Source organism: Methylobacterium hispanicum, assembly GCF_022179285.1.
In the GTDB taxonomy this organism is placed as follows: domain Bacteria; phylum Pseudomonadota; class Alphaproteobacteria; order Rhizobiales; family Beijerinckiaceae; genus Methylobacterium; species Methylobacterium hispanicum.
This window is the reverse complement of sequence record NZ_BPQO01000006.1, coordinates 133996-159741: the sequence shown is the minus strand read 5'-3', so window position 1 is coordinate 159741 and position 25746 is coordinate 133996. Positions and strand designations below refer to the sequence as shown.

At 71.5% G+C, this 25746-nt stretch carries 23 protein-coding genes; 13 read left to right on the top strand and 10 right to left on the bottom strand.

What is annotated here, in order from left to right; all coding sequences use genetic code 11:
- Positions 1 to 160 precede the first annotated feature (160 nt).
- The 4 genes from MFF56_RS09145 to MFF56_RS09130 all read right to left on the bottom strand — a co-directional run bounded on the left by MFF56_RS09145 (position 161) and on the right by MFF56_RS09130 (position 6114).
- Positions 161 to 2158, bottom strand: a complete 1998-nt coding sequence (locus MFF56_RS09145; protein WP_238229957.1) for an AI-2E family transporter — start codon at positions 2156 to 2158, stop codon at positions 161 to 163.
- Positions 2159 to 2240: 82 nt separating this feature from the next.
- Positions 2241 to 2621, bottom strand: a complete 381-nt coding sequence (locus tag MFF56_RS09140; protein WP_066924784.1) for a response regulator — start codon at positions 2619 to 2621, stop codon at positions 2241 to 2243.
- Positions 2622 to 2745: 124 nt separating this feature from the next.
- Positions 2746 to 5016, bottom strand: a complete 2271-nt coding sequence (gene glgX, locus MFF56_RS09135; RefSeq protein ID WP_066924786.1) for a glycogen debranching protein GlgX — start codon at positions 5014 to 5016, stop codon at positions 2746 to 2748.
- 501 nt (positions 5017 to 5517) lie between these two features.
- Positions 5518 to 6114 carry an LOG family protein gene (locus MFF56_RS09130; protein ID WP_066919713.1) on the bottom strand — a complete coding sequence of 199 codons (597 nt, stop codon included), beginning with the start codon at positions 6112 to 6114 and terminating at the stop codon, positions 5518 to 5520.
- A 219-nt stretch (positions 6115 to 6333) separates the two neighbouring features.
- Here MFF56_RS09130 and MFF56_RS09125 point away from each other — a divergent pair, with 219 nt between their 5' ends.
- The 6 genes from MFF56_RS09125 (at position 6334) to mscL (ending at position 13536) form a co-directional block, all read left to right on the top strand.
- On the top strand, positions 6334 to 7563 hold the full coding sequence (locus tag MFF56_RS09125) for a LysM peptidoglycan-binding domain-containing protein (protein ID WP_238229956.1): 1230 nt from the start codon (positions 6334 to 6336) through the stop codon (positions 7561 to 7563).
- Positions 7564 to 7702: 139 nt separating this feature from the next.
- Positions 7703 to 9625 (top strand): ABCB family ABC transporter ATP-binding protein/permease, encoded by a 1923-nt coding sequence (locus MFF56_RS09120; RefSeq protein WP_238229955.1) that lies wholly within the window; start codon positions 7703 to 7705, stop codon positions 9623 to 9625.
- Positions 9626 to 9782: 157 nt separating this feature from the next.
- Positions 9783 to 10625, top strand: coding sequence for a transglutaminase-like domain-containing protein (locus MFF56_RS09115; RefSeq protein WP_066922222.1), 843 nt, complete (start codon positions 9783 to 9785; stop codon positions 10623 to 10625).
- A 139-nt stretch (positions 10626 to 10764) separates the two neighbouring features.
- Entirely contained in the window at positions 10765 to 11475 is a 711-nt protein-coding gene (locus tag MFF56_RS09110; protein ID WP_066922224.1) for a phosphatidylserine decarboxylase, read from the top strand.
- A gap of 18 nt (positions 11476 to 11493) precedes the next feature.
- Entirely contained in the window at positions 11494 to 12327 is an 834-nt protein-coding gene (locus tag MFF56_RS09105; RefSeq protein WP_066922226.1) for a CDP-alcohol phosphatidyltransferase family protein, read from the top strand.
- Positions 12328 to 13107: 780 nt separating this feature from the next.
- Positions 13108 to 13536 (top strand): large conductance mechanosensitive channel protein MscL, encoded by a 429-nt coding sequence (gene mscL / locus MFF56_RS09100; RefSeq protein ID WP_066921060.1) that lies wholly within the window; start codon positions 13108 to 13110, stop codon positions 13534 to 13536.
- A gap of 14 nt (positions 13537 to 13550) precedes the next feature.
- Here mscL and MFF56_RS09095 read toward each other — a convergent pair whose 3' ends face one another.
- From MFF56_RS09095 to MFF56_RS09075, 5 genes are all read right to left on the bottom strand, one after another.
- Positions 13551 to 13826, bottom strand: a complete 276-nt coding sequence (locus MFF56_RS09095) for a hypothetical protein (RefSeq protein WP_066921062.1) — start codon at positions 13824 to 13826, stop codon at positions 13551 to 13553.
- Between the two features lie 169 nt (positions 13827 to 13995).
- The gene (locus MFF56_RS09090; protein ID WP_066921064.1) at positions 13996 to 14409 is read right to left on the bottom strand and encodes a DUF1236 domain-containing protein; all 414 of its coding nucleotides are present in this window, start codon (positions 14407 to 14409) and stop codon (positions 13996 to 13998) included.
- Between the two features lie 150 nt (positions 14410 to 14559).
- Positions 14560 to 15303 carry a sigma-70 family RNA polymerase sigma factor gene (locus tag MFF56_RS09085; RefSeq protein WP_066921066.1) on the bottom strand — a complete coding sequence of 248 codons (744 nt, stop codon included), beginning with the start codon at positions 15301 to 15303 and terminating at the stop codon, positions 14560 to 14562.
- 169 nt (positions 15304 to 15472) lie between these two features.
- Positions 15473 to 16291 (bottom strand): class II glutamine amidotransferase, encoded by an 819-nt coding sequence (locus MFF56_RS09080; protein WP_066921068.1) that lies wholly within the window; start codon positions 16289 to 16291, stop codon positions 15473 to 15475.
- A 103-nt stretch (positions 16292 to 16394) separates the two neighbouring features.
- Positions 16395 to 16769: a PH domain-containing protein gene (locus MFF56_RS09075; protein ID WP_066921070.1), complete on the bottom strand. Its 375-nt coding sequence runs from the start codon at positions 16767 to 16769 to the stop codon at positions 16395 to 16397.
- Between the two features lie 120 nt (positions 16770 to 16889).
- Between MFF56_RS09075 and MFF56_RS09070 the strand changes: the two genes are divergently transcribed.
- The 7 genes from MFF56_RS09070 to MFF56_RS09040 all read left to right on the top strand — a co-directional run bounded on the left by MFF56_RS09070 (position 16890) and on the right by MFF56_RS09040 (position 22831).
- Positions 16890 to 17666, top strand: a complete 777-nt coding sequence (locus tag MFF56_RS09070) for a pyridoxine 5'-phosphate synthase (RefSeq protein ID WP_238229954.1) — start codon at positions 16890 to 16892, stop codon at positions 17664 to 17666.
- On the top strand, positions 17663 to 18070 hold the full coding sequence (gene acpS / locus MFF56_RS09065) for a holo-ACP synthase (RefSeq protein WP_066927210.1): 408 nt from the start codon (positions 17663 to 17665) through the stop codon (positions 18068 to 18070). Before MFF56_RS09070 ends, acpS begins: the two co-directional genes overlap by 4 nt.
- Before the next feature lie 187 nt (positions 18071 to 18257).
- A complete protein-coding gene (lepB, locus tag MFF56_RS09060) occupies positions 18258 to 19058 on the top strand; it encodes a signal peptidase I (protein WP_066927212.1) in 801 nt (266 codons plus the stop codon).
- A gap of 10 nt (positions 19059 to 19068) precedes the next feature.
- A complete protein-coding gene (rnc, locus tag MFF56_RS09055; RefSeq protein ID WP_066927211.1) occupies positions 19069 to 19827 on the top strand; it encodes a ribonuclease III in 759 nt (252 codons plus the stop codon).
- The gene (era, locus tag MFF56_RS09050) at positions 19820 to 20803 is read left to right on the top strand and encodes a GTPase Era (RefSeq protein ID WP_238229953.1); all 984 of its coding nucleotides are present in this window, start codon (positions 19820 to 19822) and stop codon (positions 20801 to 20803) included. Before rnc ends, era begins: the two co-directional genes overlap by 8 nt.
- A gap of 367 nt (positions 20804 to 21170) precedes the next feature.
- Positions 21171 to 22085, top strand: coding sequence for a class I SAM-dependent methyltransferase (locus tag MFF56_RS09045; RefSeq protein ID WP_066927433.1), 915 nt, complete (start codon positions 21171 to 21173; stop codon positions 22083 to 22085).
- Positions 22082 to 22831 (top strand): pseudouridine synthase, encoded by a 750-nt coding sequence (locus MFF56_RS09040; protein WP_066927431.1) that lies wholly within the window; start codon positions 22082 to 22084, stop codon positions 22829 to 22831. Before MFF56_RS09045 ends, MFF56_RS09040 begins: the two co-directional genes overlap by 4 nt.
- On the opposite strand, the gene MFF56_RS09035 is transcribed toward MFF56_RS09040, so the two are convergent.
- On the bottom strand, positions 22773 to 25739 hold the full coding sequence (locus MFF56_RS09035; RefSeq protein WP_238229952.1) for a patatin-like phospholipase family protein: 2967 nt from the start codon (positions 25737 to 25739) through the stop codon (positions 22773 to 22775). The two genes, MFF56_RS09040 and MFF56_RS09035, sit on opposite strands and share 59 nt — an antisense overlap.
- Between the last annotated feature and the right edge of the window lie 7 nt (positions 25740 to 25746).

Below are 25746 nucleotides of genomic sequence, written 5' to 3'. Positions count from 1 at the left end.
AAGGCCGCGCTCGGGCGCCGCACCCGGCGGCACCGTAGGGAAACTCCGATCGGTCTGTCGAGCCGATCCTGCAGACGATCCGCGCCGGGCGTCGCGGACCCGGTCGCGAGGCCGGTCGCGAGGCCGGTCGCGGATCCGGGGGCCGGACGGGCCGGCTCGGTCAGGCGGGGACCGGGGGGCGGAACGTCCCGTCCGCCGGGACGCCCGGGCGCCCGATCCCGTCCGGACCCCGGGTCGGGCGCTCGGCGGCACCGTCCGGGGCCCGCGAGGCCGCCACCACGGCCGCCAGCGCCTCGTTGAGCGAGGTGACGAGGTCGTCCGCCGAGGTCGCCCGGCGCAGGCGCTCCAGGCCCGCCGGGTCGCGCTCGCGCCAGAAGCCGACGAGGACGCGCACGCCCGGCACCGCGGCCCGTGCCTGCCGCACGGTGAAGCGGATCTGCGAGAGGCTGACCGGTTCGAGGTAGGAGAAGCAGATCATCGCGATCTCCTCGACCCGCTCCGGGCGCCTGCCCTCGCGGATCTCGCTCATCGCCATCACCTGCGCGTCGAGGCCGTGGCGGCCGAGGGTCTGGCTCAGCATCAGGGTGGCGGCCTCGTCGAAGGGCCCGCGGCTCGACACGCAGAGCACGGGCGTGCGCCCGCGCCAGCGCGGGGCGAGATCCTCGGGCCCCAGCACCACGCCCGCCACCTGCCGGTCGGGCCCCGCCGCGGCGACCGCCGCGGCCGTCTCGCGGCTCGCCCCGCGCGCGGCGCCGCGGGCCACGCCCCGGCGCACGCGGGCGAGACCGAGGCGGTCCACCACCTGCCGGATCGCGGCCCCGACCTCGGCCTGCCGCTCCCGGTCGAGGGTGCCGCGGGACAAGTCCTCCTGGGCGAGCAGGAGGCCCGCCAGCACGACCTCGTCGTAGTAGGTGACGAGCGCCCGCTCCTTCAGGAACTGCCGACCCTGGTCGATCGCCTCCGCGGGGTCGCCCGCGAGCATGCGCTGGTAGAAGATCTCGGGGGGCGCGAGCGCGGGCTGGTCGCCCAGCAGCACGTCGAGATACCACAGCCGCTCGACGTGGCGTCCCAGCACCACGAGGCAGACGGTGAGCGGGGTGGCCAGGATGAGGCCGACGGGCCCCCACAGGAAGGTCCAGATCGTCGCGGCCAGGATCACGGCGATCGGCGAGAGGCCGGTCGAGTGGCCGTAGAGCAGCGGCTCGACCACGTGACCGGCGATCGGCTCGACCACCACGAACAGGATCGCGGTGGCGATCACCATGCTCCAGCCCGGATCGACGGCCGCCGCGAGGATCAGCGGCAGCACCGCCGAGATCACGGCGCCGATATAGGGCACGAAGCGCAGGATGGCGGCCAGCACGCCGAACAGCGTCGGGCTCGGCACGCCGATGAACCAGAGCCCCGCGCCGATCACCACCCCGAACGCGATGTTGAGGGCGAGCTGCGCCAGGAAGAAGCGCGACAGCCGGCTCGCCGCGTCGTCGATCGCGGCCGTGGTGCGGCGCAGATCCCCGGAGCCGGCGATGCGGATCGCCCGGTTCCGCAGGTCCTCTCGCTGGAGCAGGATGAAGATCGTGAAGAGCAGGATCAGGCCGGTCGTGGCGAGCGGATGCAGGACCGGGCCCGCGAAGGTCTGGAAGGTCTCCAGCACGCCGGCCTTGGCCGCCTTGATCTCGACGGTGAGCGGGTGGGTCGCCGAGCCCGGCTCGCCCTTCAGCTCGGCCTGGGGCGGGGGCTGGAGGGCGTTGCCGAGATCCTGGACGAGATCGACGATGCGCGAGAGCGTGCCGACGTCGGCCGTGGCGCCGCGCAGGGCCGCGATCTTGTCGCGCATGGTCAGGGAGTAGCGCGGCAGGTCGGCGGCGAGTTGCGCGCCCTCGCTGGCGATGAGGCTGCCGACCCCGAACAGCAGCCCGAAGGTCACCGCGACGACGGCGAGCACCGCGAGCGCCCGGGGTACGAGGAGGCGACGCAGCGCCCGGACCGCCGGCACGAGGACGAAGCTCAGCAGGATCGCGAGCGTGACCGGCATCAGGATCTCGCGCCCGAGATAGAGCGCGGCCATGACGGCGAGCACCAGCAGCACCGATGCGAGGGCGACGAAGATCGGCATTCCCTGCCGGATCTGCCGCGCGGTGACGGGATCGTCGCTCATCGGTCGATCAGGGCCTCCCGGCCCGGGTTACGCAAGGATACGCAAGGCCCCCTCCCCGCGACGGGTCGGGGGTGTCCGCGGCTCAACCCGCCGTCGCCGTCTCGCCGAGCGCGGCGCTGATCTGGCTGAGCAGCTTCGAGAAATCGATCGGCTTCGGATGGTAGTCGTCGCAGCCTGCCTGGATCGCCTTGTCGCGGTCGCCCGACATGGCGTGGGCGGTGAGCGCGATGATCGGGATCGCGCGGGTGTCGCCCCCGGCCTTCAGGGCGCGCGCGGCGGACCAGCCGTCGAGCACCGGCAGGTTCATGTCGAGCAGGATCACGTCGGGCTGGCCCGCCCGCGCCTGCTGCACGCCCGCTTCCCCGTCATGGGCCAGGATCACCTCGTAGCCGCGGCGCTTGAGCCGGCGGGAGAGAAAGTCCCAGATCTCCTCGTGGTCCTCGACCAGCAATATCTTCGGCATCGACGATAAACATCCTTCGGACGCGCCCGGGAGCGTCGCCGCGTTCACGCGCCCCTGACAACGCACGAGCGCCCGCAAGGGACCCGTGCCGAGCCGGATTTCTCCGGCCCGGCGCGAGGCGGCCTCAGGCCTCGTCCTCGTTGAGGTGGAAGTGCACGTTCTCGATGTTGGCCCTGTCGAAGGCCTGCATCACGTGCTGGTAGGAGCGCTCCATCTCGGTCGGCGCGTCGCCGGGCGTGTCCTCCGGCTTGAGGACGAACATCAGCATCGAGCGCCCGGTGACGGCGTAGCTGTCGCCGGACTTGAAGTGCTCCACCGCCTGGCTGTCGGGAAGGTTGGTGTCGAGGAGCCGCGTCCACTCCTCGCCGCCGACCGTCTCCGGCAGGGTGAACTGCACGAGGTCGTGGTAGGCGTTGTAGAGGATGAGAAGCGTCGCGTCCCCGCCGCGGCGGTGGACGCCGGTGGCCTGGGCGCGGCCGTCGAGCAGCACCGCGAGCGCCCGGGCGCCGCCGTCGCCCCAGTTCTCGCCCTCCATCTCGGCGCCGTCCGGCCGCAGCCAGGTGACGTCCTTGACGCCGAGTTCCTCGTCGAAGCGGCCCGAGAGGAAGCGGCCGCGGTTGAGGATCGGCAGGGCGTTGCGCAGGATGATCAGGCGCTGGGTGAACTCGGCGAGGTCCCGCTCCTCGGCCCCGATCGCGTCCCAGTCGAGCCAGGAGATCTCGTTGTCCTGGCAATAGGCGTTGTTGTTGCCGTTCTGGGTGCGGGCGAACTCGTCGCCGGCCAGCAGCATCGGCGTGCCGCGCGACAGGAAGAGCGTCGCCAGCATGTTGCGCATCTGGCGCAGGCGCACGGCGCGGATCTCCGGATCCTCGGTCGGGCCCTCGACGCCGTAATTGTACGAGAGGTTGTGCGAGTGGCCGTCGCGGTTGTCCTCGCCGTTGGCCATGTTGTGCTTGTCGTTGTAGGCCACCGTGTCGTGCAGGGTGAAGCCGTCATGCGCGGTCAGGAAGTTGACCGAGGCCCAGGGCTTGCGCCCGCGCTTGTCGAACTTGTCGGCCGAGCCGGTGATGCGGGAGGCGAGATCCGGCAGCAGGCCGGCATCGCCCTTCCAGTAGCCGCGCACGTCGTCACGGAACCGGTCGTTCCACTCGGCCCAGCCCGGCGGGAAGCCGCCGACCTGATAGCCGCCCGGACCGCAATCCCAGGGCTCGGCGATCAGCTTGACGGAGTTCAGCACCGGATCCTGCCGGCATGTGTCGAGGAAGCCGCCGCCCTCGTCGAAGCCGTAGGGCTCGCGGCCGAGGATGGTGGCGAGATCGAAGCGGAAGCCGTCGACCTGCATCTCCTGCGCCCAGTAGCGCAAGCTGTCCGTGACGAGCTGGAGCACGCGCGGGTGCGAGAGGTTGAAGGTGTTCCCCGTGCCGGTATCGTTGATGTAGTAGCGCCGCTGGTCCGGCAGCAGGCGGTAGTAGGAGGCGTTGTCGACCCCCTTGAACGACAGGGTCGGGCCCTTCTCGTTGCCCTCGGCGGTGTGGTTGTAGACCACGTCGAGGATCACCTCGAGGCCGGCGCCGTGCAGGCGCGAGACCATCTCCTTGAACTCCGAGAAGGCGAAGTCCGGCACCGCGGCGTAGCGCCGGGCGGGGGTGAAGAACGAGATGGTGTTGTAGCCCCAGTAGTTCGTCAGCCCCTTCTCCTGCAGGTAGTCGTCCTGCACGAAGGAGTGGACCGGCAGGAGCTCGACCGAGGTGACGCCGAGGCTCTTGATGTAGTCGAGCACGTCCGGGGTGCCGAGGCCCGCATAGGTGCCGCGCAGCTTCTCGGGCACGCGCGGATGGAGCTTGGTCAGGCCCTTCACGTGGGCCTCGTAGACGATCGTCTTCTCCCACGGCACGTGGGGCTTCTGGTGGCGACCCCAGGTGAAGGCCGGGTCGATCACGCGCGAGCGGCGGGTGTAGGGCGCGCTGTCGCGCTCGTCGAAGGTGGTGTCGTCCCCCGTCTCCATCTTGTAGCCGAACAGAGCCGGGTTCCAGGTGATGGAGCCGACGAGCCCCTTGGCGTAGGGGTCGATGAGCAGCTTGTTCGGGTTGAAGCGGTGGCCGTTCTCCGGCTCGTAGGGGCCGTGCACGCGGTAGCCGTAGATCGTGCCGGGGCGCGCGTCCGGCAGGTAGCCGTGCCAGATCTCGTCGGTGTACTCGGGCAGCTCGATCCGCTCGATCTCGTTCTCGCCCGCGTCGTCGAACAGGCAGAGCTCGACCTTCGTGGCGTAGGCCGAGAAGATCGCGAAGTTGACGCCCAGCCCATCCCAGGTGGCGCCCAGCGGATAGGGCAGCCCTTCCTGAATGCGGGCACGCACCGCGCGGGGCTGGGACGCGGGTCGGGAATTGTCAGGCATGATCACTCCGGTAACCGCGGCCGTCCCTCGACGCGCGGCAGCCGGTGGCCGCCGCGGGGCTCGCGATCTTGGTCTGAACGTACTGGTTCCGGCGAAGCTCCCGTGCGGTGCAGAAAATTCCTGGGTGGGCGGATGGGGGTGTGAAGAGCGGGTATCGGGGGCGTGGCGGCGGCGCGCGCAATCTCCCTCCCCCCTCTGCGGGCAGGGCGATTGCAGATGCCGGCTTGCGCCGCGCTGCAGGCCGAGGCGCGGGTCCCCTCTCCCATAGGGAGAGGTCTGCTTTCGCAGAAAGCCGGGTGAGGGGTATGAGGTTCCTAGGGAGGGCGCTGAGCTGAACGCGCGTCGATGGCGTGCTCAGTTCTGGGGCGTCATACCCCTCACCCCAACCCTCTCCCTATGGGAGAGGGAGCGCGTCGCGGCTCCCGTGCGAACCGGACGGCGCAGGCCATAGGCGATCGCCCCCTCTGCGCAGGAGGGAGGACGCGGGTACGTCCGCCCGCCTCAGAGCCGCTCCTCGACGAAGCGCTCGGCCTCCGGATCGCTGCCGCGTCCGGTGCGCTGCAGCATCGGCACCACCGCGTCCGCGTCCTGGGCGACGAGGTAGCTCAGCTCCAGCCCGTCGCGGATGAAGCCCTGCTCGCGCATGTGCGCGAACAGGGTCAGGAGCGGGCTCCAGAAATCGGCGATCGAGACCAGCACGATCGGCTTGCGGTGCTGGCCGAGCTGCGACCAGGTCAGCTGCTCGACCAGTTCCTCCAGGGTGCCGATGCCGCCGGGCAGCGCCACGAAGGCGTCCGAGCGCTCGAACATCAGGCGCTTGCGGGTGTGCATGTCGCCCACCACGATCGTCTCCTGGATGTCCTCGAGCATGTGCTCGCGGGCCTGGAGGAAATCCGGGATGATGCCGGTGACGTGGCCGCCGCCCTGCATCACCGCGCGGGCCACCGTGCCCATCAGCCCGACATCGCCGCCGCCGTAGACGAGGCCGATGCCGGCCCGGGCGAGCGCGGTCCCGAGGCGCTCCGCCGCATCGCGAAAAGCCGGGTTCCCGCCGAAGCCGGAGCCGCAATAGACACAGACCGTCTTCACCGGCGCCATCCGGCCTCCTCCGTCACTCGTCCGTGCAAGCCGCCGGATCGGGGCCGATCATCCCGAAGAGCGGGCCAAATCGCTGATGGCACCCGGGAATCCGCCGCGGGCGCGGCGGGGCGGCTTGGTGTCCCGCCCATGTAGAGTATTATGGGTCGGACAGTCGACGGTTTTCGCGGTGCAGCGGGGCCGTTCCAGGAGGCCGTCCCAGGGAGGCTCGAGGCCGAGATGTCCAGCGCGGTCGCACGCAGCCTCGCGCTCGCCGCAGGCGGGCTCGTCACCGGGCTGGTCCTGGTGCTGGCGCTCTTCGGTGCCGACCTGCGGCAGCAATGGTCCCCGTCGCCGCAGGCGGCCCTGCCGCTCGCCGGGCCCGGGGCGCCGGGCGGCGCGCCGGACACCGCCAGGCCGCAGGGCACCCCGGGAAGCGTCCCGGGAAGCGCCCCGGAGGAGGCCGGGCCCGGGCAGCCGGCGGCGGGCGAGCGCGCCGCCGCGGCCCCGCGCTTCGACGTGGTGCGCGTGGAACCCAACGGCGAATCCGTGGTGGCGGGCCGCGCCGCGCCGAACACCACCGTCGAGCTCCTGGTCGACGGCCGGCCCGTCGCCCGCACCAGTGCCGACGCGGAGGGGCAGTTCGCCCTGGTGCCGCCGGCCCTGCCGCGGGGCAGCAGCGAGGTCTCGCTGCGCGCCACCGGGCCGGACGGGCGCGCGGTCGCCTCCGGCCAGAGCGTGGCGGTGGCCGTCACCGGGACGGCCAAGCCCCTGGTCGCCCTGACGGCGCCCGACGCGCCGACCGTGGTGCTGTCCCAGCCCGAGGCCCCGCCCGCGGCCACGCCCGCCCGGCTGCGCATCGTCAGCGTCGATGCGCAGCCGGGCGGGCGGCTCGACGTGACGGCCGAGGCGCCGGCGGGCGCCGCGGTCCGTCTCTATCTCAACGACACCCTGGTGGCGCCGGCCGAGGCCGGACCGGACGGCCGGGTCGTGGTCACCATCGGCCGGGGCGTGCGGCCCGGCGCCTACCGGGTGCGGCTCGACGCGGTCGATCCGAAGTCCGGCGCCGTGCGGCAGCGCGCCGAGGCGCCCTTCGGCGTGCCGGAAGTGGCCGCCCGCCCGGGGACCCGGCTCGCGGCCGGCACGCCCGAGGCCGCGGTCCCGGCGCCCGCGCCCCCGGCGATCGCCCCCGCGGCTCCGCCCGCCACCGGCCCGGCGCTGCCCGCCCCGTCCGAGGCGGCGCGCACGGCACCGGCCGGGGTGTTCGTGCCGGAGATCAACACCGCCAAGATCTCTCGCGGCAACAGCCTCTGGCAGATCAGCCGGCGCGTCTACGGCCGGGGCAACCGCTACACCGTGATCTACGACGCCAACCAGGAGCAGATCCGCGACCCCAACCGGATCTATCCGGGCCAGATCTTCGTGCTGCCGGAGGACAAGGGCGGGGCGGGCGGGCGCGGGCGGGGCTGAGACGCCCCGCGCAACCACCCCCCGCCGCCCGCGACGGTGCGCAACCGGAGCGGGCGACCTATATGCGCCCTGGCGCCCCCTCGGGCCGAACCCCGCGGGCCCTCCGGCACCCGCCCCATCCCGACAGAACAGCACGCGCATGACCACCGAACCCGCGAGCCCGGCGGCCCCGGCCCCGGAGCGCCCCGGACTCGTCGCCACCTATCGCCGGCTCTGGCCCTATCTCTGGCCCCACGGCCGGGCCGACCTGCAGCGGCGCGTCTACCTCGCCTTCGGGCTGCTGCTGGTGGCCAAGCTCGCCACGATGGTGATGCCCTTCACCTTCAAGTGGGCGACCGACGCGCTGGTCGCGGCGGTCGGCGGCCACGCGGACGGGGTGCCCGCCGGCCTCATCGCCGCGCCGATGCTCCTGATCGGCGCCTACGGCCTCGCCCGCATCGTGATGGTGGGGCTGACGCAGGTGCGCGACGGGCTCTTCGCCAAGGTGGCGATGCACGCGGTGCGCCGGCTCGCGCTGCAGACCTTCGAGCACATGCACCGCCTCTCCTTGCGCTTCCACCTGGAGCGCAAGACCGGCGGCCTGACCCGGGTGCTGGAGCGCGGGCGGGGCGGCATCGAGGAGCTGTCGCGCCTGATGGTGCTGACGCTGGTGCCGACCATCGTCGAGTTCGCGCTGGTGCTGGGCGTGCTCGCCTACGAGTTCGACTGGCACTACTCGGCCGTCGTCCTCGTGATGGTCGTGGCGTATCTGAGCTTCACCTACAAGGCCACCGAGTGGCGCATCGGCATCCGCCGCCGCATGAACGCCTCCGACACCGACGCCAACACCAAGGCGGTCGATTCGCTTTTGAACTTCGAGACGGTGAAGTATTTCGGCGCCGAGAGCCGCGAGACCGCGCGCTACGACGAGTCGATGGCGCGCTACGAGAAGGCCTCGACGCAGACCTACGTCTCGCTCGCGGTGCTCAACGCGGGCCAAGCCGTGATCTTCACACTCGGTATGACCGCGGTGATGTGGCTCGCCGCGCGCGACATCATGGCCGGGCGCACCACGATCGGCGGCTTCGTGCTGGCCAACACGATGCTGGTGCAGCTCTCGATGCCCCTGAACTTCATGGGGATGATCTACCGCGAGATCAAACAGGCGCTGATCGACATCGACGACATGTTCCGCATCCTCCACCGCAACCCGGAGATCGCGGACCGGCCGGACGCGAGCCCGCTCGCGGTCGGGAACGCGGAGGTGCGCTTCGAGGACGTGCACTTCGCCTACAATCCGGACCGGCCGATCCTGCGCGGCGTCTCCTTCACGGTGGGGCCGGGCAAGACGGTGGCGATCGTCGGCCCCTCGGGGGCCGGGAAGTCGACGCTCTCGCGCCTGCTGTTCCGCTTCTACGAGCCGCAGAACGGCCGCATCGCGATCGACGGGCAGGACATCGCGTCGGTCCGGCAGGATTCGCTCCGCGCCGCCGTCGGCATGGTCCCGCAGGACACGGTGCTGTTCAACGACACGATCGGCTACAACATCCGCTACGGCCGCTGGGAGGCCTCCGACGCCGAGGTGCGCGAGGCCGCGCGCCTCGCCCAGATCGACCGCTTCATCGAGGGGCTGCCGGAGGGCTACGACACGCCGGTCGGCGAGCGCGGCCTCAAGCTCTCGGGCGGCGAGAAGCAGCGGGTCGCCATCGCCCGCACGATCCTCAAGGGCCCGCCGATCCTCGTCCTCGACGAGGCGACATCGGCGCTCGATTCCTTCACCGAGCGCGAGATCCAGCACGCGCTCGACCAGGTCTCCCGGGGCCGTACCACGCTGGTCATCGCCCACCGGCTCTCGACCGTGGTCAACGCCGACGAGATCCTCGTGCTCGACCGCGGCGTGATCGTGGAGCGGGGCACCCACGGGGCGCTGCTGGCCCGCGGCGGCACCTACGCCGCCCTGTGGAACCGCCAGCGCGAGGCCGACGCCGCCCGCGAGGCGCTGAAGCGGGCGGAGGACCGGGAGGAGGACCGGGAGGAGGCGGGTGCCCCATCGGCGCAGCGGGATGCCGTGGCGGCGGAGTAGACGGCGCCGGGCGCAGGATGGCGAATATTTGGGCATGATCTGAATTCGACGCGGGTGAGATCTGCGGAACCGACGCGTTCGGGCCGGGTTTAGCGATCCGATCGCGCGGGCCCCGCGCAGTCCTTCGTCTCGACCCGCCCCTCTTCAGATCTTTCCCATGCAGATCCGCACCGGCTTCACCCTCGCCTTCGACACGTCCGGCCCGACGCCGATGAACCTGCTGCTCAACATCCGGCCCGAGCGGCAGGCGGATCTGGTCACACCGGAGGTGATCCGCTTCGATCCGCCGGTGCCGGCGAGGCAGAGCATCGACGCCTTCGGCAACGTCTGCACCCGTATCGTCGCGCCGGGCGGGCGCATCACCATGAGCGCCGACTTCGTGGTGGCCGATCCGGGCACGCCCGACGACGTCGCACCGGCCGCGCGCCAGATCCCGGTCCACGACCTGCCGGACGACGTGATGATCTTCCTGCTGGGCTCGCGCTACTGCGACACCGACAAGCTCTCGCAGACCGCCTGGAACCTGTTCGGCTCCACGCCGGAGGGCTGGGCCCGCGTCCAGGCCATCGTGGACTACGCCCACAACCGGCTGCGCTTCGATTACCAGATGGCGGACGCGACGCGCTCGGCCCATGACGGGCACGGTCAGCAGGTCGGCGTCTGCCGCGACTTCGCGCATCTGGCCATCACGCTCTGCCGTTGCATGAACATCCCGGCCCGCTACGCCACCGGCTATCTCGGCGATATCGGCGTGCCGAAGGACCCCGCGCCGATGGACTTCTCGGCCTGGTTCGAGGTGTTCCTCGAAGGCCCCGAGGGGCCGCGCTGGTACACGTTCGACGCCCGCCACAACACGCCCCGCATCGGACGCATCGTGATGGCGCGCGGGCGCGACGCCACCGACTGCGCGCTGACCACGAGCTTCGGCCCGGCCTGGCTCGCCCGGTTCGAGGTCCACACCGACGAGGTGCCGGAGATGCCGCTCGCGCAGGCGGCGTGAGGGCGGCGCACCCGTAACGCCGCGAGACGGATCGGCGGCCGCGACCCGCCGGACGGTTGACGGAAGCCGATGGGACTGCCATCCGCGGCGGCCTGACCCCGGACGGGTCGGCCGCCGCGAGAAGGATGACCCGGAGCCCATGACCGATCTCTTCGAGACGATGCGTCGGGTGCTGGTGCCCATCCACAAGGAGGGCTACCCCTTCATCCTGATCGGCATCGTGCTGACGGTGCTGGCCGGCTACTTCTCCCAGTTCTTCGGCTGGATCTTCCTGATCCTGACGCTGTGGGTGTGCTACTTCTTCCGCGACCCGGAGCGCGTCACGCCGGTCGGCGACGGCCTCGTGGTCTCGCCCGCGGACGGGCGGGTGAACCTCATCGCCAAGGTCCTGCCGCCGCCGGAGCTCGACCTGCCCCAGGTGCCGATGACGCGGGTCTCGGTCTTCATGAACGTGTTCGACTGCCACGTGAACCGCACGCCGGTGACGGGCACGATCGGGCAGATCCACTACACGCCGGGCCTGTTCCTGAACGCCGAGCTCGACAAGGCGAGCGAGGACAACGAGCGCAACGGCCTCGTGATCGAGACCAAGTTCCGCGACATGCCGGTGCGGGTCGGCGTGGTGCAGATCGCGGGGCTGGTGGCGCGCCGCATCGTCGGCTTCGTGGGCGCGGGCGACCAGCTCCAGGTCGGCGAGCGCTTCGGCCTGATCCGCTTCGGCTCGCGCGTGGACGTCTACCTGCCGGAGGGCACACGGGTGCTCGTCGGGCTCGGCCAGAAGGCGGTGGCCGGCGAGACGGTGCTGGCCGACCTCGCGGGCGGACCCGAGCGCCAGTTCCGGCGCATCTGAGGACGAGGGGGGAGCCCGATGGACGACCTCTTCCCGCCCTTCGAGCCGGACGCCAACGAGCCGCGCCCGCGCCGGTTCAAGCCGGTGCCGTTCCGGATGATCGCGCCCAACATGATCACCCTGATGGCGCTCTGCCTCGGGCTGACCGCGATCCGGCTGGCCTTCGAGGGCAAGTTCGAGCCGGCGGTGATCGCCATCGTGGTCGCGGGGCTGCTCGACGGCATCGACGGGCGGGTGGCGCGCCTCCTCAAGGGCACCTCGCGCTTCGGGGCCGAACTCGATTCGCTGGCCGACTTCGTCAATTTCGGCTGCGCCCCGGCGCTGATCCTCTACGGCTTCGCCCTGCACAACCTGAAATCGATCGGCTGGATCGTGGCGCTGATCTTCGCGATCGCCATGGGGCTCCGGCTCGCCCGCTTCAACGCGATGCTGGACGACCCCAACCGGCCCGAGTGGAAGAAGGACTTCTTCGTCGGCATGCCGGCCCCGGCCGGGGCGCTCACCGCGATGCTGCCGCTCTATCTCAGCTTCCTCGGCCTCGGCTTCGAGTCGTGGGCGGCGCCCGCGATCCTCGTCTACGTGCTCTGCATCGCGCTCCTCGTGGTCTCCACGGTCCCGACCTTCTCGGGCAAGACCATGGGCAAGCGCGTGCCGCGGGCCTGGGTGCTGCCGATCTTCCTGGCGGGCGTGGCCATCTTCGGCGTGGTGATCAGCTTCCCGTTCGAGTCGCTGGTGGCGATCAGCATCGCGTATCTGGCAACCGTGCCGGTGGGTGCCGCGCAGTACCGCCGCCGCCAGAAGCTCGAGGACGCAGCGCGGACCGATTCGGAGCGGCCCGCCGCGACGGTCTGATCCGACCTCCGGGTGACTGGTTCGACCGCGCGCGGTGAACAGCGCCGTGCCCCCTCTCCCATCCGGAGAGGTCTGCTTTCGCAGAAAGCCGGGTGAGGGGTATGACGCCCCAGAACTGCGCACACCATCGACGCGCGTTCAGGGCGCCGCCTCGTATGGCAGCGTCATACCCCTCACCCTGTCCCTCTCCCTTTGGGGGAGGGGACCCGCGCTTCGTCCTGAGACGATGCGTTAGACCGAACCCATCAACCGGAAACGGTATGATCCGACCTCTGGTTGATCTGTTCGACCCTTTGAGGTGAACCGCGCCATGCCCCCTCTCCCATAGGGAGAGGGTTGGGGTGAGGGGTATGACGGATCAGGACAGCGCTCGGCATCGACGCGCGTTCAGGGTGAGCCTCATCCAGAAGCCTCATACCCCTCACCCAGCTTTCTGCGAAAGCAGACCTCTCCCTATGGGAGAGGGACCCGCGCTCAGTTCCGAGACGATGCGTTGGGCCTGAACCGTTTCGGATAAGGCGAGCTGCCGCGGAACCGCGGAGCCCTGTCCGAAGGCTCCGGATCCCCCACCCGGCCTTCCGCGAAGGCAGCCCTCCCCCGCCGAGAGCGTGGGCACCCGCGCCATGGCCAGTCAGGCCACCGACACCGGGACGCGCCCGACCCGCGGATCGGGCCACCGGACCGAGCGCACTTCGCGGTGGATGGCCGCCCCCGCCCCTGGCGTGCCGGCAGCCCACACGCCACCGTCCCGCGGGAGATTCATCCGCTGGGGAGGCCGGAATGCTCGAGGAGTTCAAGAAATTCGCGTTGCGCGGCAACGTCGTCGATCTGGCGGTCGGCGTGATCATCGGCGCCGCCTTCGGGGCGATCGTCACCTCGGCCGTGCAGGACGTGTTCATGCCGATGATCGGAGCGATCACCGGCGGGCTCGATTTCTCGAACTATTATCTCCCGCTCTCCTCGAAGGTGCAGACCGGGCTCGCCTACGCGGAGGCGAAGAAGCAGGGCGCGGTGCTCGGCTACGGGCAGTTCGTCACCGTGGCACTGAACTTCCTGATCGTCGCCTTCGTGCTGTTCCTCGTCATCCGCGCGATGAACAAACTCCAGCACGCGGAAGAGAAGAAGCCGGAGAAAGCCGCCGAGCTGCCGGCCGACGTCAAGCTCCTCGGCGAGATCCGCGATATCCTGGCGGCCAAACCGAAGGTCTGATTCCGCCCGCAGCGTCAGGACTTGAGCGCACCGCCCTTCTCCTGCGCGCTCGGGTCGATGCCGAAAGCGTCGAGGATGCGGTCGAGCGCGTGCTCGACCGCGACCGTGCCCTCCTCGTGGGTCTTCAGCCGGGTCTCGAGCTTGGCGATCTGGGGCGCGAATTCCTGGGGCACCGGCTCGTCGCCGAGGAATTCGGGCTTGCCGCCATCCACGGGCAGCGCGCCGCGCAGCTGCTGGCCGAGGTGGTCGCGCACCGGCTCGGGGAGCTTCGCCTTGTCGCCGCCGTCCATCGGATGATCTCCTGTCGTCGCGCCCGTCAACGATCCTGAAGGGTCCGCGTTGCACCGATCCCGCCCGCGACGGGCGCACGCAACGCGCATGCCGCTCCTACTCAATGAAAAAGGCCCCGGAGCGCGGGGCTCCGGGGCCTGCGGGCCGGCGCGGGACCGGCCCCGCGTCTTAGTCGATGACCTCGACGATGCGGTGGCTGCGATCGACCAGCACCGGGCGGTCGTTGACGACCGTGTAGCGGTAGCCCGGGCGCACGCGGTACTCGTCCGGCACGTCGTAGTAGGTCACGCCCGAGTTCGGCAGGGTGGTGCCGACGGCGACACGGCCGTCGTAGTCGTACGACCGAACGTTGCGCTCGCGCACGTAGGAGCGGAAGCGCGGGGCCATGTCGACGCCCAGGATGCCGCCGACCGTGCCGGTCGCCGCGCCCACCGCGCCGCCCACGATACCGCCGATCGGGCCGGCCGCATCGGCACCGGCCTCCGCGCCGCGCGCGGCGCCCGGGATGGTGCCCTGGGCCTGCGCGGCCAGCGGCAGCGAGAGGGCGAGGGCCGAGGCGGCGATGAGGGTCTTGATGCGCATGAAAGTCTCCGTCTTTGGGACGTTCGCCGCACTGCCGTGCTGCGAAGTTCGGGGCGGTAACGCGCCAAGTCCCGAAACGGATGCGTCAAAAAATCATCTCCGCGCGGGCGATGCTTCGTGCGCGGAGATCGGCGGAAGCCTGGGTACCGCTCAGCCCTCGCCCGGCATCGCCGACTTGATGAAGCGGTCGGAGCCGAGATCCTCCTCGTCGTATCCGAGCAGTTCGGCCAGCCGCCCGCGGGCACGGCTGACGCGACTCTTCACGGTGCCGACCTTGCAGCCCATGATCGCGGCGGCCTCCTCGTAGGAGACGCCCTCGGCACCGACGAGCACCAGCGCCTCGCGCTGGTCCGGCGGGAGCTTGGCCAGCGCGCTCTGCAGGTCCTCGACGTCGAGCCGGTCGCCCTGGTGGGGCGCGGTCGCGAGCCGGGCGGCGTAGGAGCCGTCCTGATCCTCCACCTCGCGCACGCGCTTGCGATGATCCGAGTAGAAGATGTTGCGCAGGATGGTGAACAACCACGCGTTGAGGTTCGTGCCCGGCTGGAAGCGGGCGCGGTGCTGCCAGCCCTTCAGCAGCGTGTCCTGCACGAGGTCGTCGGAGCGGGCGGGGTTCGAGGTCAGCGAGAGGGCGAAGGCGCGCAAGGACGGCACCGCCGCCAGCAGCCCGTTGCGGAATTCCGGCTCGATCGCCTCGCCGCGGGCGCGCAGCGCCGCCTCCAGCTGGTCGATCAGCTCGGCGAAGCGCGTCGGCATCTCCTCGGCGCCGAGCCGCTCGTAGGTGTCGCGCAGATGGTCGCCGAGATGGGCGCGGATCGCGTGGGGCAGGTTCGGGCGGCCGGAGGTTTCGGCGTCCGCCTCGCGGTAGAGGACGTTATCGGTCTCGTCGCGGGTCATGGCTCGTCGCTTGTGTTCGGCGGCAGGGCGCGCCGGGCGGTCCGGACCCGGCGCGTGGACCGTGTGGCGGCGGCGAGGCCGACCCGGTCCTCTCTTGACATGCGTTGTAGCGCATCGGCCTTGCGCATGCACCTTCACCGGTCCGATTGCGGCCGGGCGTGCCCCGCGTTCAACAGGCGGCGACCTCCGTCACCCGCGCCGCCGCCCCCCGGGCGCCGGGCCGGATCAGGCGGATCACCCCGTCGCGCAGCGACAGCACGTCGCCCCGCGCGAGGTCCGTCCAGCACTCGTCGCGGGTCAGCGCCTGGGTGGCGACCACGGTCACGACGTCGCGCTCGGTCGTCTCCTGGGCGAAGTCGACCCGCCAATCCTCGTCGATCAGGGTCGCGGTGCCGAAGGGGGCCTGCCGGGTGAGGTAGCACAGCCGCTTGCCGCAATGGGCGTAGAGGGTGCGGCTGTCGGTGAGCAGCATGTTGAACACGCCGAGCGCGTGCAATTCGGCGCAGAGGCCGGCCACCGCCCGGTCGAGCACGGCGGGCGCCGGCAGCCCGCGGAAGCGGGCCTGGAGCCGGCCCATCATCCAGCAGAAGGCGTGCTCGCTGTCGGTGGAGCCGACCGGCGTGAAGGCGCCGAGCGGCAGCCGCTTCACGCCCTTCAGCTGCCCGTTATGCGCGAAGGTCCAGGCCCGGCCCCAGAGCTCGCGGGTGAACGGATGGGTGTTCTCGAGGCTGACGCGCCCGCGGTTGGCCTTGCGCACGTGGGCCACGACGATGCGGCTCTTGATCGCCGTGTTGCGCAGGAACTTGGCGAGTTCCGAACGGGCCGAGGGCTCGGGCTCGTGGAAGCTCCTCTGCCCGCGCCCCTCGTAGAAGCTGATGCCCCAGCCGTCCGCGTGCGGGCCGGTCTCTCCACCGCGCCGCGCCAGCGCCGCGAAGGAGAAGCGGATGTCGGTGGGCACGTTCGCGCTCATGCCCAGCAATTCGCACATGGCCCCGGACTTCCACCCCTCGCGCCCCGCGTCGAACCCGCGGGCGAGCGGGATTTAGGGGCGTTGCGGACGCGGAACAACAGAGCATCCGCGATCCGTCCCCTCACGTCAGCGAGGCGGCGATGGCCTGCTGGATGCCGAGAACGTTCGCGCCCCGCCGGAGCGTGCGCTGGATCGGCTCGGACCGCCCCGAGACCCAGATCCTCAGCTCCGAATCGAGGTCGAAATTGCCGGCGGTCTCCACCGAGAAGGACGTGATCGCCCGGTAGGGCACGGTGAGGTACTCGACCTTGCGGCCGGTGAGCCCCTGGCGGTCCACCAGGATGAGGCGCCGGTCGGTGAAGACGAAGAGGTCGCGGATCACCCGGAAGGCGACGCGCACCGGCTCGCCCTCGACCAGGATGCCGGCCATCTGCTCGTCGACCTCGCCGGGCTTCAGGTCGCTGCCGTGGCCGAGCAGGCCGTCGAGGAACCCCATGTGCCGCCTCCCTGGCGACGGGAGCGTCGCCGCGGACGCGATGTGGGGCTTGCGGGCGGGCGCGGCAATCGACAGGTGTGGCGCGACAGATCAGGACGACGATTCCGAGACCGACCGACCATGAGCGCCCCGAAACTCCGCCTCGGCGTCAACATCGACCACGTCGCCACCGTGCGGAACGCCCGCGGCGAGGCTTATCCGGACCCGGTGCGGGCCGCGATCCTGGCGGTCGAGGCGGGCGCGGACGGCATCACCGCGCACCTCCGCGAGGACCGCCGTCACATCCGCGACGCCGACATGCGGGCGCTGAGGGCCCAGCTCACCGTGCCGCTCAACTTCGAGATGGCGGCAACCGACGAGATGGTGGGGCTCGCCGTGGAGCTTCGGCCCCACGCCGCCTGCCTCGTGCCCGAGAAGCGCGAGGAGCGCACCACCGAGGGGGGCCTCGACATCGTCGGCGGGCGCGAACACTTGGCGCCCCGCATCCGCCGACTGGCGGAAGCCGGCATCCGGGTCTCGCTCTTCGTCGAGCCGGAGCCGGCGGTGATGGAGGCGGCCTTCGCCCTCGGCGCGCCCGTGGTGGAACTCCATACCGGCAGCTACTGCGAGGCGGCTGTGGCGGGCGACGCGGCGCGGGTCGCGCACGAACTCGCACGCATCACGCGCGCGGCGGCGCACGGGGCGGGGCTCGGCCTGGAGATCCATGCCGGCCACGGCCTGACGCTCGCGAGCGTCGGCCCGGTGGCGGCACTTCCCCAGATCCGCGAGCTCAATATCGGCCACGCGCTGATCGCCGAGGCGATCTTCGTCGGCTTGCCCCGGGCCGTGCGGGACATGCGGGCCGCGATGGACAGGGCCCGCGAGGAAAGGGCCCGTGAGGACGGCGCGCGCGCATGATCATCGGCATCGGCTCCGACCTCTGCGACATCCGCCGCATCGAGCGCTCGCTGGAGCGCTTCGGCGAGCGCTTCACCCACCGGATCTTCACGGAGGGCGAGCGGGCCAAATGCGACCGGCGCGCTGCCCGCGCGCCCTCCTACGCGCGCCGCTTCGCCGCCAAGGAGGCCTGCGCCAAGGCGCTCGGCACCGGCCTCAGCCACGGCGTGTTCTGGCGCGACATGGAGGTGGTGAACCTGGCCACCGGCGCGCCGACGCTGCGCCTCACTGGGGGCGCCGAGGCGCGGCTCCGCGCCATGATGCCGGCCGGCCACGAGGCCCGGATCCACGTCACGCTCACGGACGACCCCCCGCTCGCGCAAGCCTTCGTGATCGTCGAGGCGGTGCCCTCCGGCACATCCTGAGCGTCTTCCGGGCACCTTGGCGCGGGGGCCCGCGTTGCGGGGCGGCGGCGCTTGGTCTAGACCGCCGCATTCTGCGGACACGATCGCGGCTTAATCCCGAGGGCATCAGGCTCCGGCAGGGCTGGCCCGAACCGGCCGCACGCGGCCGGGCGTCCCATCGGGAATGGCCCGCGACGGGATCGAGCTTATGGAACACGCGCGCGTGGATCACGACCGAGAGCACCAGGCCGGCGGCGGCGACACCGGCCTCTGGGCCAGCACCCGCGAGACCCTGAAGGTCGGCATCCAGGCGCTGCTGATCGCGCTCGTCGTGCGCACGCTTCTGTTCCAGCCGTTCAACATCCCCTCGTCGTCGCTGGTTCCGACGCTGCTGGTGGGCGACTATCTCTTCGTCTCGAAGTACTCCTACGGCTACTCGAAGTACTCCCTGCCGCTCAGCGAGTACATTCCCGGCAAGGCGAACGGCCGGATCTGGGGCGCCGAGCCCAAGCGCGGCGACATCGCTGTGTTCAAGCTGCCGAAGGACAACGCGACCGACTACATCAAGCGCGTCATCGGCCTGCCCGGCGACAAGATCCAGGTGATCGAGGGCGTGCTCAACATCAACGGCAAGCCTGTCAAGCGCGAGCGCATCGCCGACTACGAGACGCTGGACGCCTACGGGCAGGTCACCAAGGTGCCCCAGTACAACGAGACCCTGCCCGGCGGCGTCACCCACCGGGTGATCGAGATCAACGGCGACAACGGCTTCTGGGACAAGACCGAGGTCTACACGGTGCCGGCGGGCCACTACTTCATGATGGGCGACAACCGCGACAACTCGACCGATTCGCGCGACCTCGCCAACGTCGGCTACGTGCCGTTCGAGAACTTCGTCGGCCGCGCCGAGATGATCTTCTTCTCGATCGACGAGGGCACGCCCGCCTGGCAGATCTGGAACTGGCCGACCAAGACGCGCTGGAACCGTCTGTTCAGCACCATCAACTGACGGACCGCCCGTGACCGACGACGCCGCGCGTCCCTCCGCCGCCGCGCGGCGCGGGCGCCGCCCGAAGCCCCCGCTGGGCCTGCTGGAGGCCCGCATCGGCCACAGCTTCGCCGACCGCGCCCTGCTGGAGCGGGCGCTGACCCACGTCAGCAAGGCGGGCGGGCGCGGAGGCAGCTACCAGCGCCTCGAATTCCTCGGCGACCGGGTGCTCGGGCTGGCGGTGGCCGACCTCCTCTACGCCGCGCTGCCCGACGCCGACGAGGGCGAGCTGTCGCGCCGCCTCGCCGGCCTCGTGCGCCGGGAGACCTGCGCGGCGGTGTCGAACGCCTGGGAGGTCGGGCCGCACCTCGCCCTCGGCCAGGGCGAGGTCAGCGGCGGCGCGCGGCGCAACCAGACGATCCTCGCCGACGTCTGCGAGGCGATCCTGGGCGCCGTCTATCTCGACGCGGGCTACCCGAAGGCGCGCGAGATCGTGGAGGCGGCCTTCCGGCCGGCCGAGCTGACCGGTGCTCCGCGCGGGCGCGACGCGAAGTCCGCCCTGCAGGAATGGGCGATGGCCCGCTCCCTGCCGCTGCCGACCTACGCGGTGGTCGAGCGCTCGGGGCCGGACCACGCGCCCCGCTACCACATCGCCGTGCAGGTCGAGGGGCTGGAGCCGGGCATCGGCCTCGGTCCCTCCAAGCGGGTCGCCGAACAGGAGGCCGCCCGCGCGTTGATGGAACGGGAGGGCATCGCGGACGCCGCTCCGACGGAACCGAACGATGGCTGACGAGACACCCGACACCGAGATCCAGGACACCGGGATCCAGGCGGCGAGCCCCTTGCCGACCCCCTTGCCGGGCACGCCGGAGGGCGCGCGCGCGGGCTTCGTCGCGCTGATCGGCGTGCCGAACGCCGGCAAGTCGACGCTGCTCAACAGCCTCGTCGGCACCAAGGTCTCGATCGTCTCGCGCAAGGTGCAGACGACGCGGGCGCTGGTGCGCGGCATCGTGATCGAGGGCACGGCGCAGATCGTGCTGGTCGACACACCCGGCATCTTCGCGCCGAAGCGCCGGCTCGACCGCGCCATGGTGCACTCCGCCTGGAGCGGGGCGGCGGACGCCGACGCGGTCTGCCTGCTGGTCGATGCCCGCAAGGGGGTCGAGGAGGAGGTCGAGGCGGTGCTGGCCCGCCTCAAGGACGTGCGCCGGCCGCGCATCCTGATCCTCAACAAGATCGACCTGATCCCGCGCGAGCGCCTGCTCGAACTCGCCGCCAAGCTCAACGGGCTGATCCCGTTCGAGCAGACCTTCATGGTCTCGGCGCTGAACGGCGACGGGGTCGAGACCCTGAAGCGCGCGCTCGCCGCCCTGATGCCCGAGGGGCCCTGGCTCTATCCCGAGGATCAGGTCTCGGACGCGCCGCTGCGCATGCTCGCCGCCGAGATCACCCGCGAGAAGATCTACGACCGGCTGCACGAGGAGCTGCCCTACCGCTCCACCGTCGAGACGGACCAGTGGCAGATCCGGCCGGACGGCTCGGTGCGCATCGAGCAGACGATCTTCGTGGAGCGCGAGAGCCAGCGCTCGATCGTGCTCGGCAAGGGCGGCCAGACCATCAAGGCGATCGGCCAGGCCGCCCGCATCGAGATCGCGGAGGCCGCCGACGCCAAGGTCCACCTCTTCCTGCACGTGAAGGTGCGCGAGAACTGGGCCGACGATCCGGCCCGCTACCGCGAGATGGGGCTGGAATTCCCGCGGGGCTGAGGGATCGCCTTTTCTCCCCGCGAACCTGGACGCCCCGCCCCGCCACGATGCGTGGGAGAGGGCGTCCATAGGCTGATCGACGAGAAGCCGTATCTGCCAACACCGCCGGCTCCGACCCTGCCGATGAAGCGCATCCGCTTTCCCGGACGCCTGGAACGAAGTGGAAGGTGATCCGGGATCCAGCACGGAGAGTGCCGCGCAGCGGCTCGACCTCCAGCACCGGCGCAGGATCAGGACGCTTCGCGCCTTCCCGTGCTGGATCCCGGATCACCCTCCGCTGGCGCTCCGGGCGTCCGGGAAAACGGCGCGGGTGCATCGGAACCGGACTGCCCGTCGCTATCGAGATGAACCTGTCGACCTGGAACGCATGACCGCCCCTACCGCCATCCTGTACGGCCTGCCGCCCGCCGAACTCGCCGAGATCCCGGAGGGCGCCGCCCAGGTCTCGCCGCTGATCCCCGGATCCGCGCGGCTCGAGGACTTAGGCCCGGCGAGCCTCGAGGCGGCCGTGCTGCTCGCGCCGCCCGGTACGGTCGAGCGCCGCTACGCCCTCGCCCTGGCGCTGCGCGCCCTGAAGCCCGGCGGGCGCCTCACCGCGCTCGCCCCGAAGGACCGCGGCGGTGCACGGCTCGCCAAGGAACTCGCCGCTTTCGGCTGCGCCCCCGCCGAGGAGGCGCGCCGCCACCACCGCATCTGCACGGCGCCCCGCCCGGAGACGCCGCAGGGCCTGGACGCCGCCATCGACGAGGGCGGCCCGCGCCACGTGGACAACCTCGCGCTCTGCACGCAGCCCGGCATCTTCTCCTGGGACCGGCTCGACCCGGGCAGCGCGCTGCTGCTCGCCACCCTGCCGCCCCTGCGCGGGCGCGGGGCCGATCTCGGCTGCGGCCTGGGGCTGCTCGCCCGCGCGGTGCTGGCCTCGGACGCCGTGACGGGGCTGGCCTGCATCGACATCGACCGCCGCGCCGTCGAGATGGCCCGGCGCAACCTCGGCGATTCCCGCGCGAGCGTGCGCTGGGCCGACATCCGCCAGCCGGATCCGGACCTCGCCAAGCTCGACTTCGTGGTGATGAACCCGCCCTTCCACGACGGCGGCGCCGAGGACCGGGCGCTGGGCCAGAGCTTCATCGCCCGCGCGGCCGGCGCGCTGCGGCACGGGGGCGCCCTCTGGCTCACGGCCAACGCCCACCTGCCCTATGAGCGGGTGCTGGGCGAGGCCTTCGCGGAGGTGACGCTCAGGGCCTCGGCCAACGGCTACAAGGTCTACGAGGCGCGCCGATGAGCAAGGCCGTCCGGCTCGACAAGCTGCTCGCCAATCTCGGCTACGGCTCCCGCCGCGAGATCCAGGGCCTCGCCCGCGCGGGCGGCATCGTGCTCGACGGGGAGGAGGTCGCGGACGCGGGCGCGCGCATCGCCCTCGACCCGGACCTGCCCGAGCGGATGCGGATCGACGGCGAGCCCCTCGACCCGCTGCCGGGCCTCTGCCTGATGCTGCACAAGCCGCTCGGCGTCACCTGCTCGCACAAGGAGGCGGGCCCGCTGGTCTACGGCCTGCTCCCGGAGCGCTGGCGCCGCCGCGACCCGGCTCTCTCGACGGTCGGCCGCCTCGACAAGGAGACCTCGGGGCTGCTGCTCCTCACCGACGACGGCGCGCTGCTGCACCGGATCATCGCGCCGAAGGCGAGCGTGGCCAAGCGCTACCGCGTCACCCTCGACCGGCCGCTCCGGGGGGACGAGGGCGCGGTGCTGGCCTCCGGCACCCTGATGCTGGAGGGCGAGGACCGGCCGCTCCTGCCGGTCGCCTTCGCGGCCGAGGGCGGCACGCACTGCACCGTGACGCTCACCGAGGGGCGCTACCACCAGGTCCGCCGCATGTTCGCGGCCTTGGGCAACCACGTCGCGGCGCTCCACCGCGACCGGGTCGGCGGCCTCGACCTGCCGGCGGATCTGGCGCCGGGGGCGTACCGCGTCATGGACGCGGCCGCGGTCGGGATGGTGTTCGCGGCGGCTCCGTCCGCGGCGGCCTGAGCGGTGCGCCCGCGGGCCGGGACAGGCGCGACAGGTTGGCGAACAGCCCCACGAGCGCGTTCGGCGGCGGCGGCTCGCCGGGCTTCGTCCCGGGCAGCCCCTGCTCGATCACCGCACGGGCCAGGTAGTTGCCGAGATGGCGGTAGCTCTCGAAATCGCTCTCGGTGAAGAACTGGTTTCCGGTGCTCTCGTGCGGGAAGTCCGCGTTGCGGATGCGGTAGGCGAGGAGTTCGACCGGCGCCTGCTCGGGCAGCCAGGACTTGAGGTAGAGAAGCCTGCCCTCCGCGGCCGGCAAGGCGCCGGTTGCCGGATAGCGCACGGTCGCCAGCGCGCCCTGCGGCGCGAGCAGGCGCTGCGTGATCGCGATCTCCTTCACGAACGTGATCTCGACACCCAGGTCGATGCGCGCGCTCTGCTTCAGCCGGGCGAGATCCTCGTAGGCGTAGTCCTTGTCCTGCCCCGCATCGATCGCGACGATCAGGCCGCAGCGCCGCCGCAGCATCTCGTAGACGCCGAGATTCTCGAAATGCCCGCCGTCCGAGAGGTAGAGGTAGTCGCCGTCGATGTCGGAGCGGCCGGTGAGTTCCCGCAGGAGCGTCGGCACCTCGTTGCGCGGCCCGCTCGATCGCAGCAGGGCGCGCCGATCCGCCTCGACGGTGCGCCGCGTCGCCGGGTTCGGCAGCCACGCCCCGAGACGGACGTTGCAGAGCGTCATCACGAAGGCCGTCAGCGGCGACGAGTGGTAGCCCATGTTCGGGCTCGCCGCCGCGCCCGAGATCGTGATGGCCGTGCCGAGCGTGATGCCCTGCTCCTGATCGCGCGCGCCGGTATCGCGCTCGCCGGCCGCGTAGCCCCGCGTCGGCGCGTAGGCGCCCGCGCGCGGCGATTGTTCGGTGACGCGGGCCGGCGTGCCGACCGGGCTCGGCAGCGTGGCGGCGCCGCAGCGGAAGGGCGTGATCGTAAAGGCTTCCGCCTTGCGCTCCGCCCGCGCGGTATCGCGCCCGCTCGTCCGGTTCATTGCGACGTTGACGACCGGGAACAGGAACAGCGGCGACCGCCCCGTCACGGTGTCGGCCATCCGGATGTTGTCGCAGGGATCGAACTGCGTGAAGCGGTCCGGCCGGCGGTTCTCCCAGGGCCGCCCCGAGCCCAGGAACGCGCGGATCAACCGGTTCCGGTAGACCGCGTGCATCGAGAAGCGGTTGAGGTTGATCGCCCAGCCGAGGAGGAGGGCCAGCCCGGCCAGCCCCAGGACCGCCGCGAGGCTGATCGCCGCGAGGGTGGGAAAGCCCGGCACCGGGCCGGAGACCAGGCTCGCGGCCGCGCCGATGCCCAGCGCGAGGCCGCGCCCGATCAGCGCGAACACCGTGAGGGGGAAGACCAGCATCGCGCCCTTCACGAGAGAGGCGGCGGGCCAGGCCAGCTTGCCGGCGCCGCCCGGCCCGGCCGGGCTTCCGGAGACGCGGGCCACCTGCGACAGCACCGCCGTTCGGGCGCTGCTGCCCAGAAGCGCGACGATCGAGCCCGATGCGACGCCGCCGCCCACGAGGGAGGACCAGAGGGCGCCGCTCTGCGCGGTCAGATAGGAACCGCCCAGCACGATCACGGTGCAGCCGAGGCACAGGCCGACCACGAGCCGCAGCTTGCTCCCGTTGATGCGCGCGAGCCACTCGCGGTCGCTGTCGTTGCGCAGGCCGCTGTGGCGCATGCCGACGGAGAGCGTCGTCCGCAGCGTCTCCGCGACGGCGACCCAGAGCGGTCCGGCCAGGATCACCCAGAGGAGGTGCCGCTCCTGAGCGAGGGTGATGCCGAGATAGAGGAACGCGCTCGACAACCCGCTGCTCAACACCCAGGCGACGATGCCCTTCACGAACGGCGCCGCGTGCAGGTCGAGCAGTTCCCCGTCGCGGCGATACTTCCAGCAGATCCAGACGAAGGCCCCCGCATAGGCCGCGAGGCAGGTGATGAAGCTCAGGAGCGGCAGGTCCAGATCCGGCATCGGCGCCCCGGACGTCGCGGGACACGGCAGTCCCTGCGGCGGATCCGTCAGGAAGATCGCCCACCCCGCTTGGGCCCAGCACGGATCGTCGGCACGCGGCGCTACCGCGGCGGCGGCGAGCAGGCACCAGAGCAGCATCGGCAGCACGATGCGGACGAGCGTCTCGCTGCCGACGAGGCCGTAGGCCTCGCGCCGGTCCGTCCTGTCGTCCGGATGGGTGTGGCTCGGCAGGGCTACGATCGAGCCGAGGACGGCGATGAACAGGGCCAGGGCGCCCGCATAGCCGACATGGGCGGCCACGCCGTCGAACCTGCGGCCGCTCGCGCCGGCCACCGCGTAGGTCGCGGCGGCGTAGAGGATCGGAAGTCCGGCCAGGGCTCCGAACACCGGCAGGAACACGAACCAGTTGATCAGGGTGTTGCGCAACCAGAGCGTGATGCCCGCCCAGGTGTCGAGGGAGGCGAAGCCGCGGCTCGGCGTGAGGTAGCTGGTGTAGCGGCGCAGGCCCCGCACGGTGTCCGTCTCGGCCCGGTCGGCCGGGGCCGCGATCTCGTCCTGGAGCGCGTCCATGTCGAGGGGCCTGCCCTGGGCGGCGGCCGTCTCGCTGCGCTCCGCGATCAGGCGCGTCAGCCACGCCCCCGTATAGCCGCCCCCCGAGACGGTGGAGAGGTACTGGAACTGCGGCAGGAGACGATATCGGGCGAACGCCTGGACGACGCCGAGGCAGAAGGCGGCGCTTCGGATCCCGCCGCCGGACAGGCACAGGGCCGTCGGCTGCTGCCCGGGCGTGAGGTGCAAGTGACCGAACTCCTCCGCGATCGCCGTCGCGGCATCGACGATTGCGGCCTCCGCGCCCGGGCCCGGAGGGGCGGGTGCGGCAAGTGCGGTGGATGCTGCGTCCCTCGTCATTCGCCCG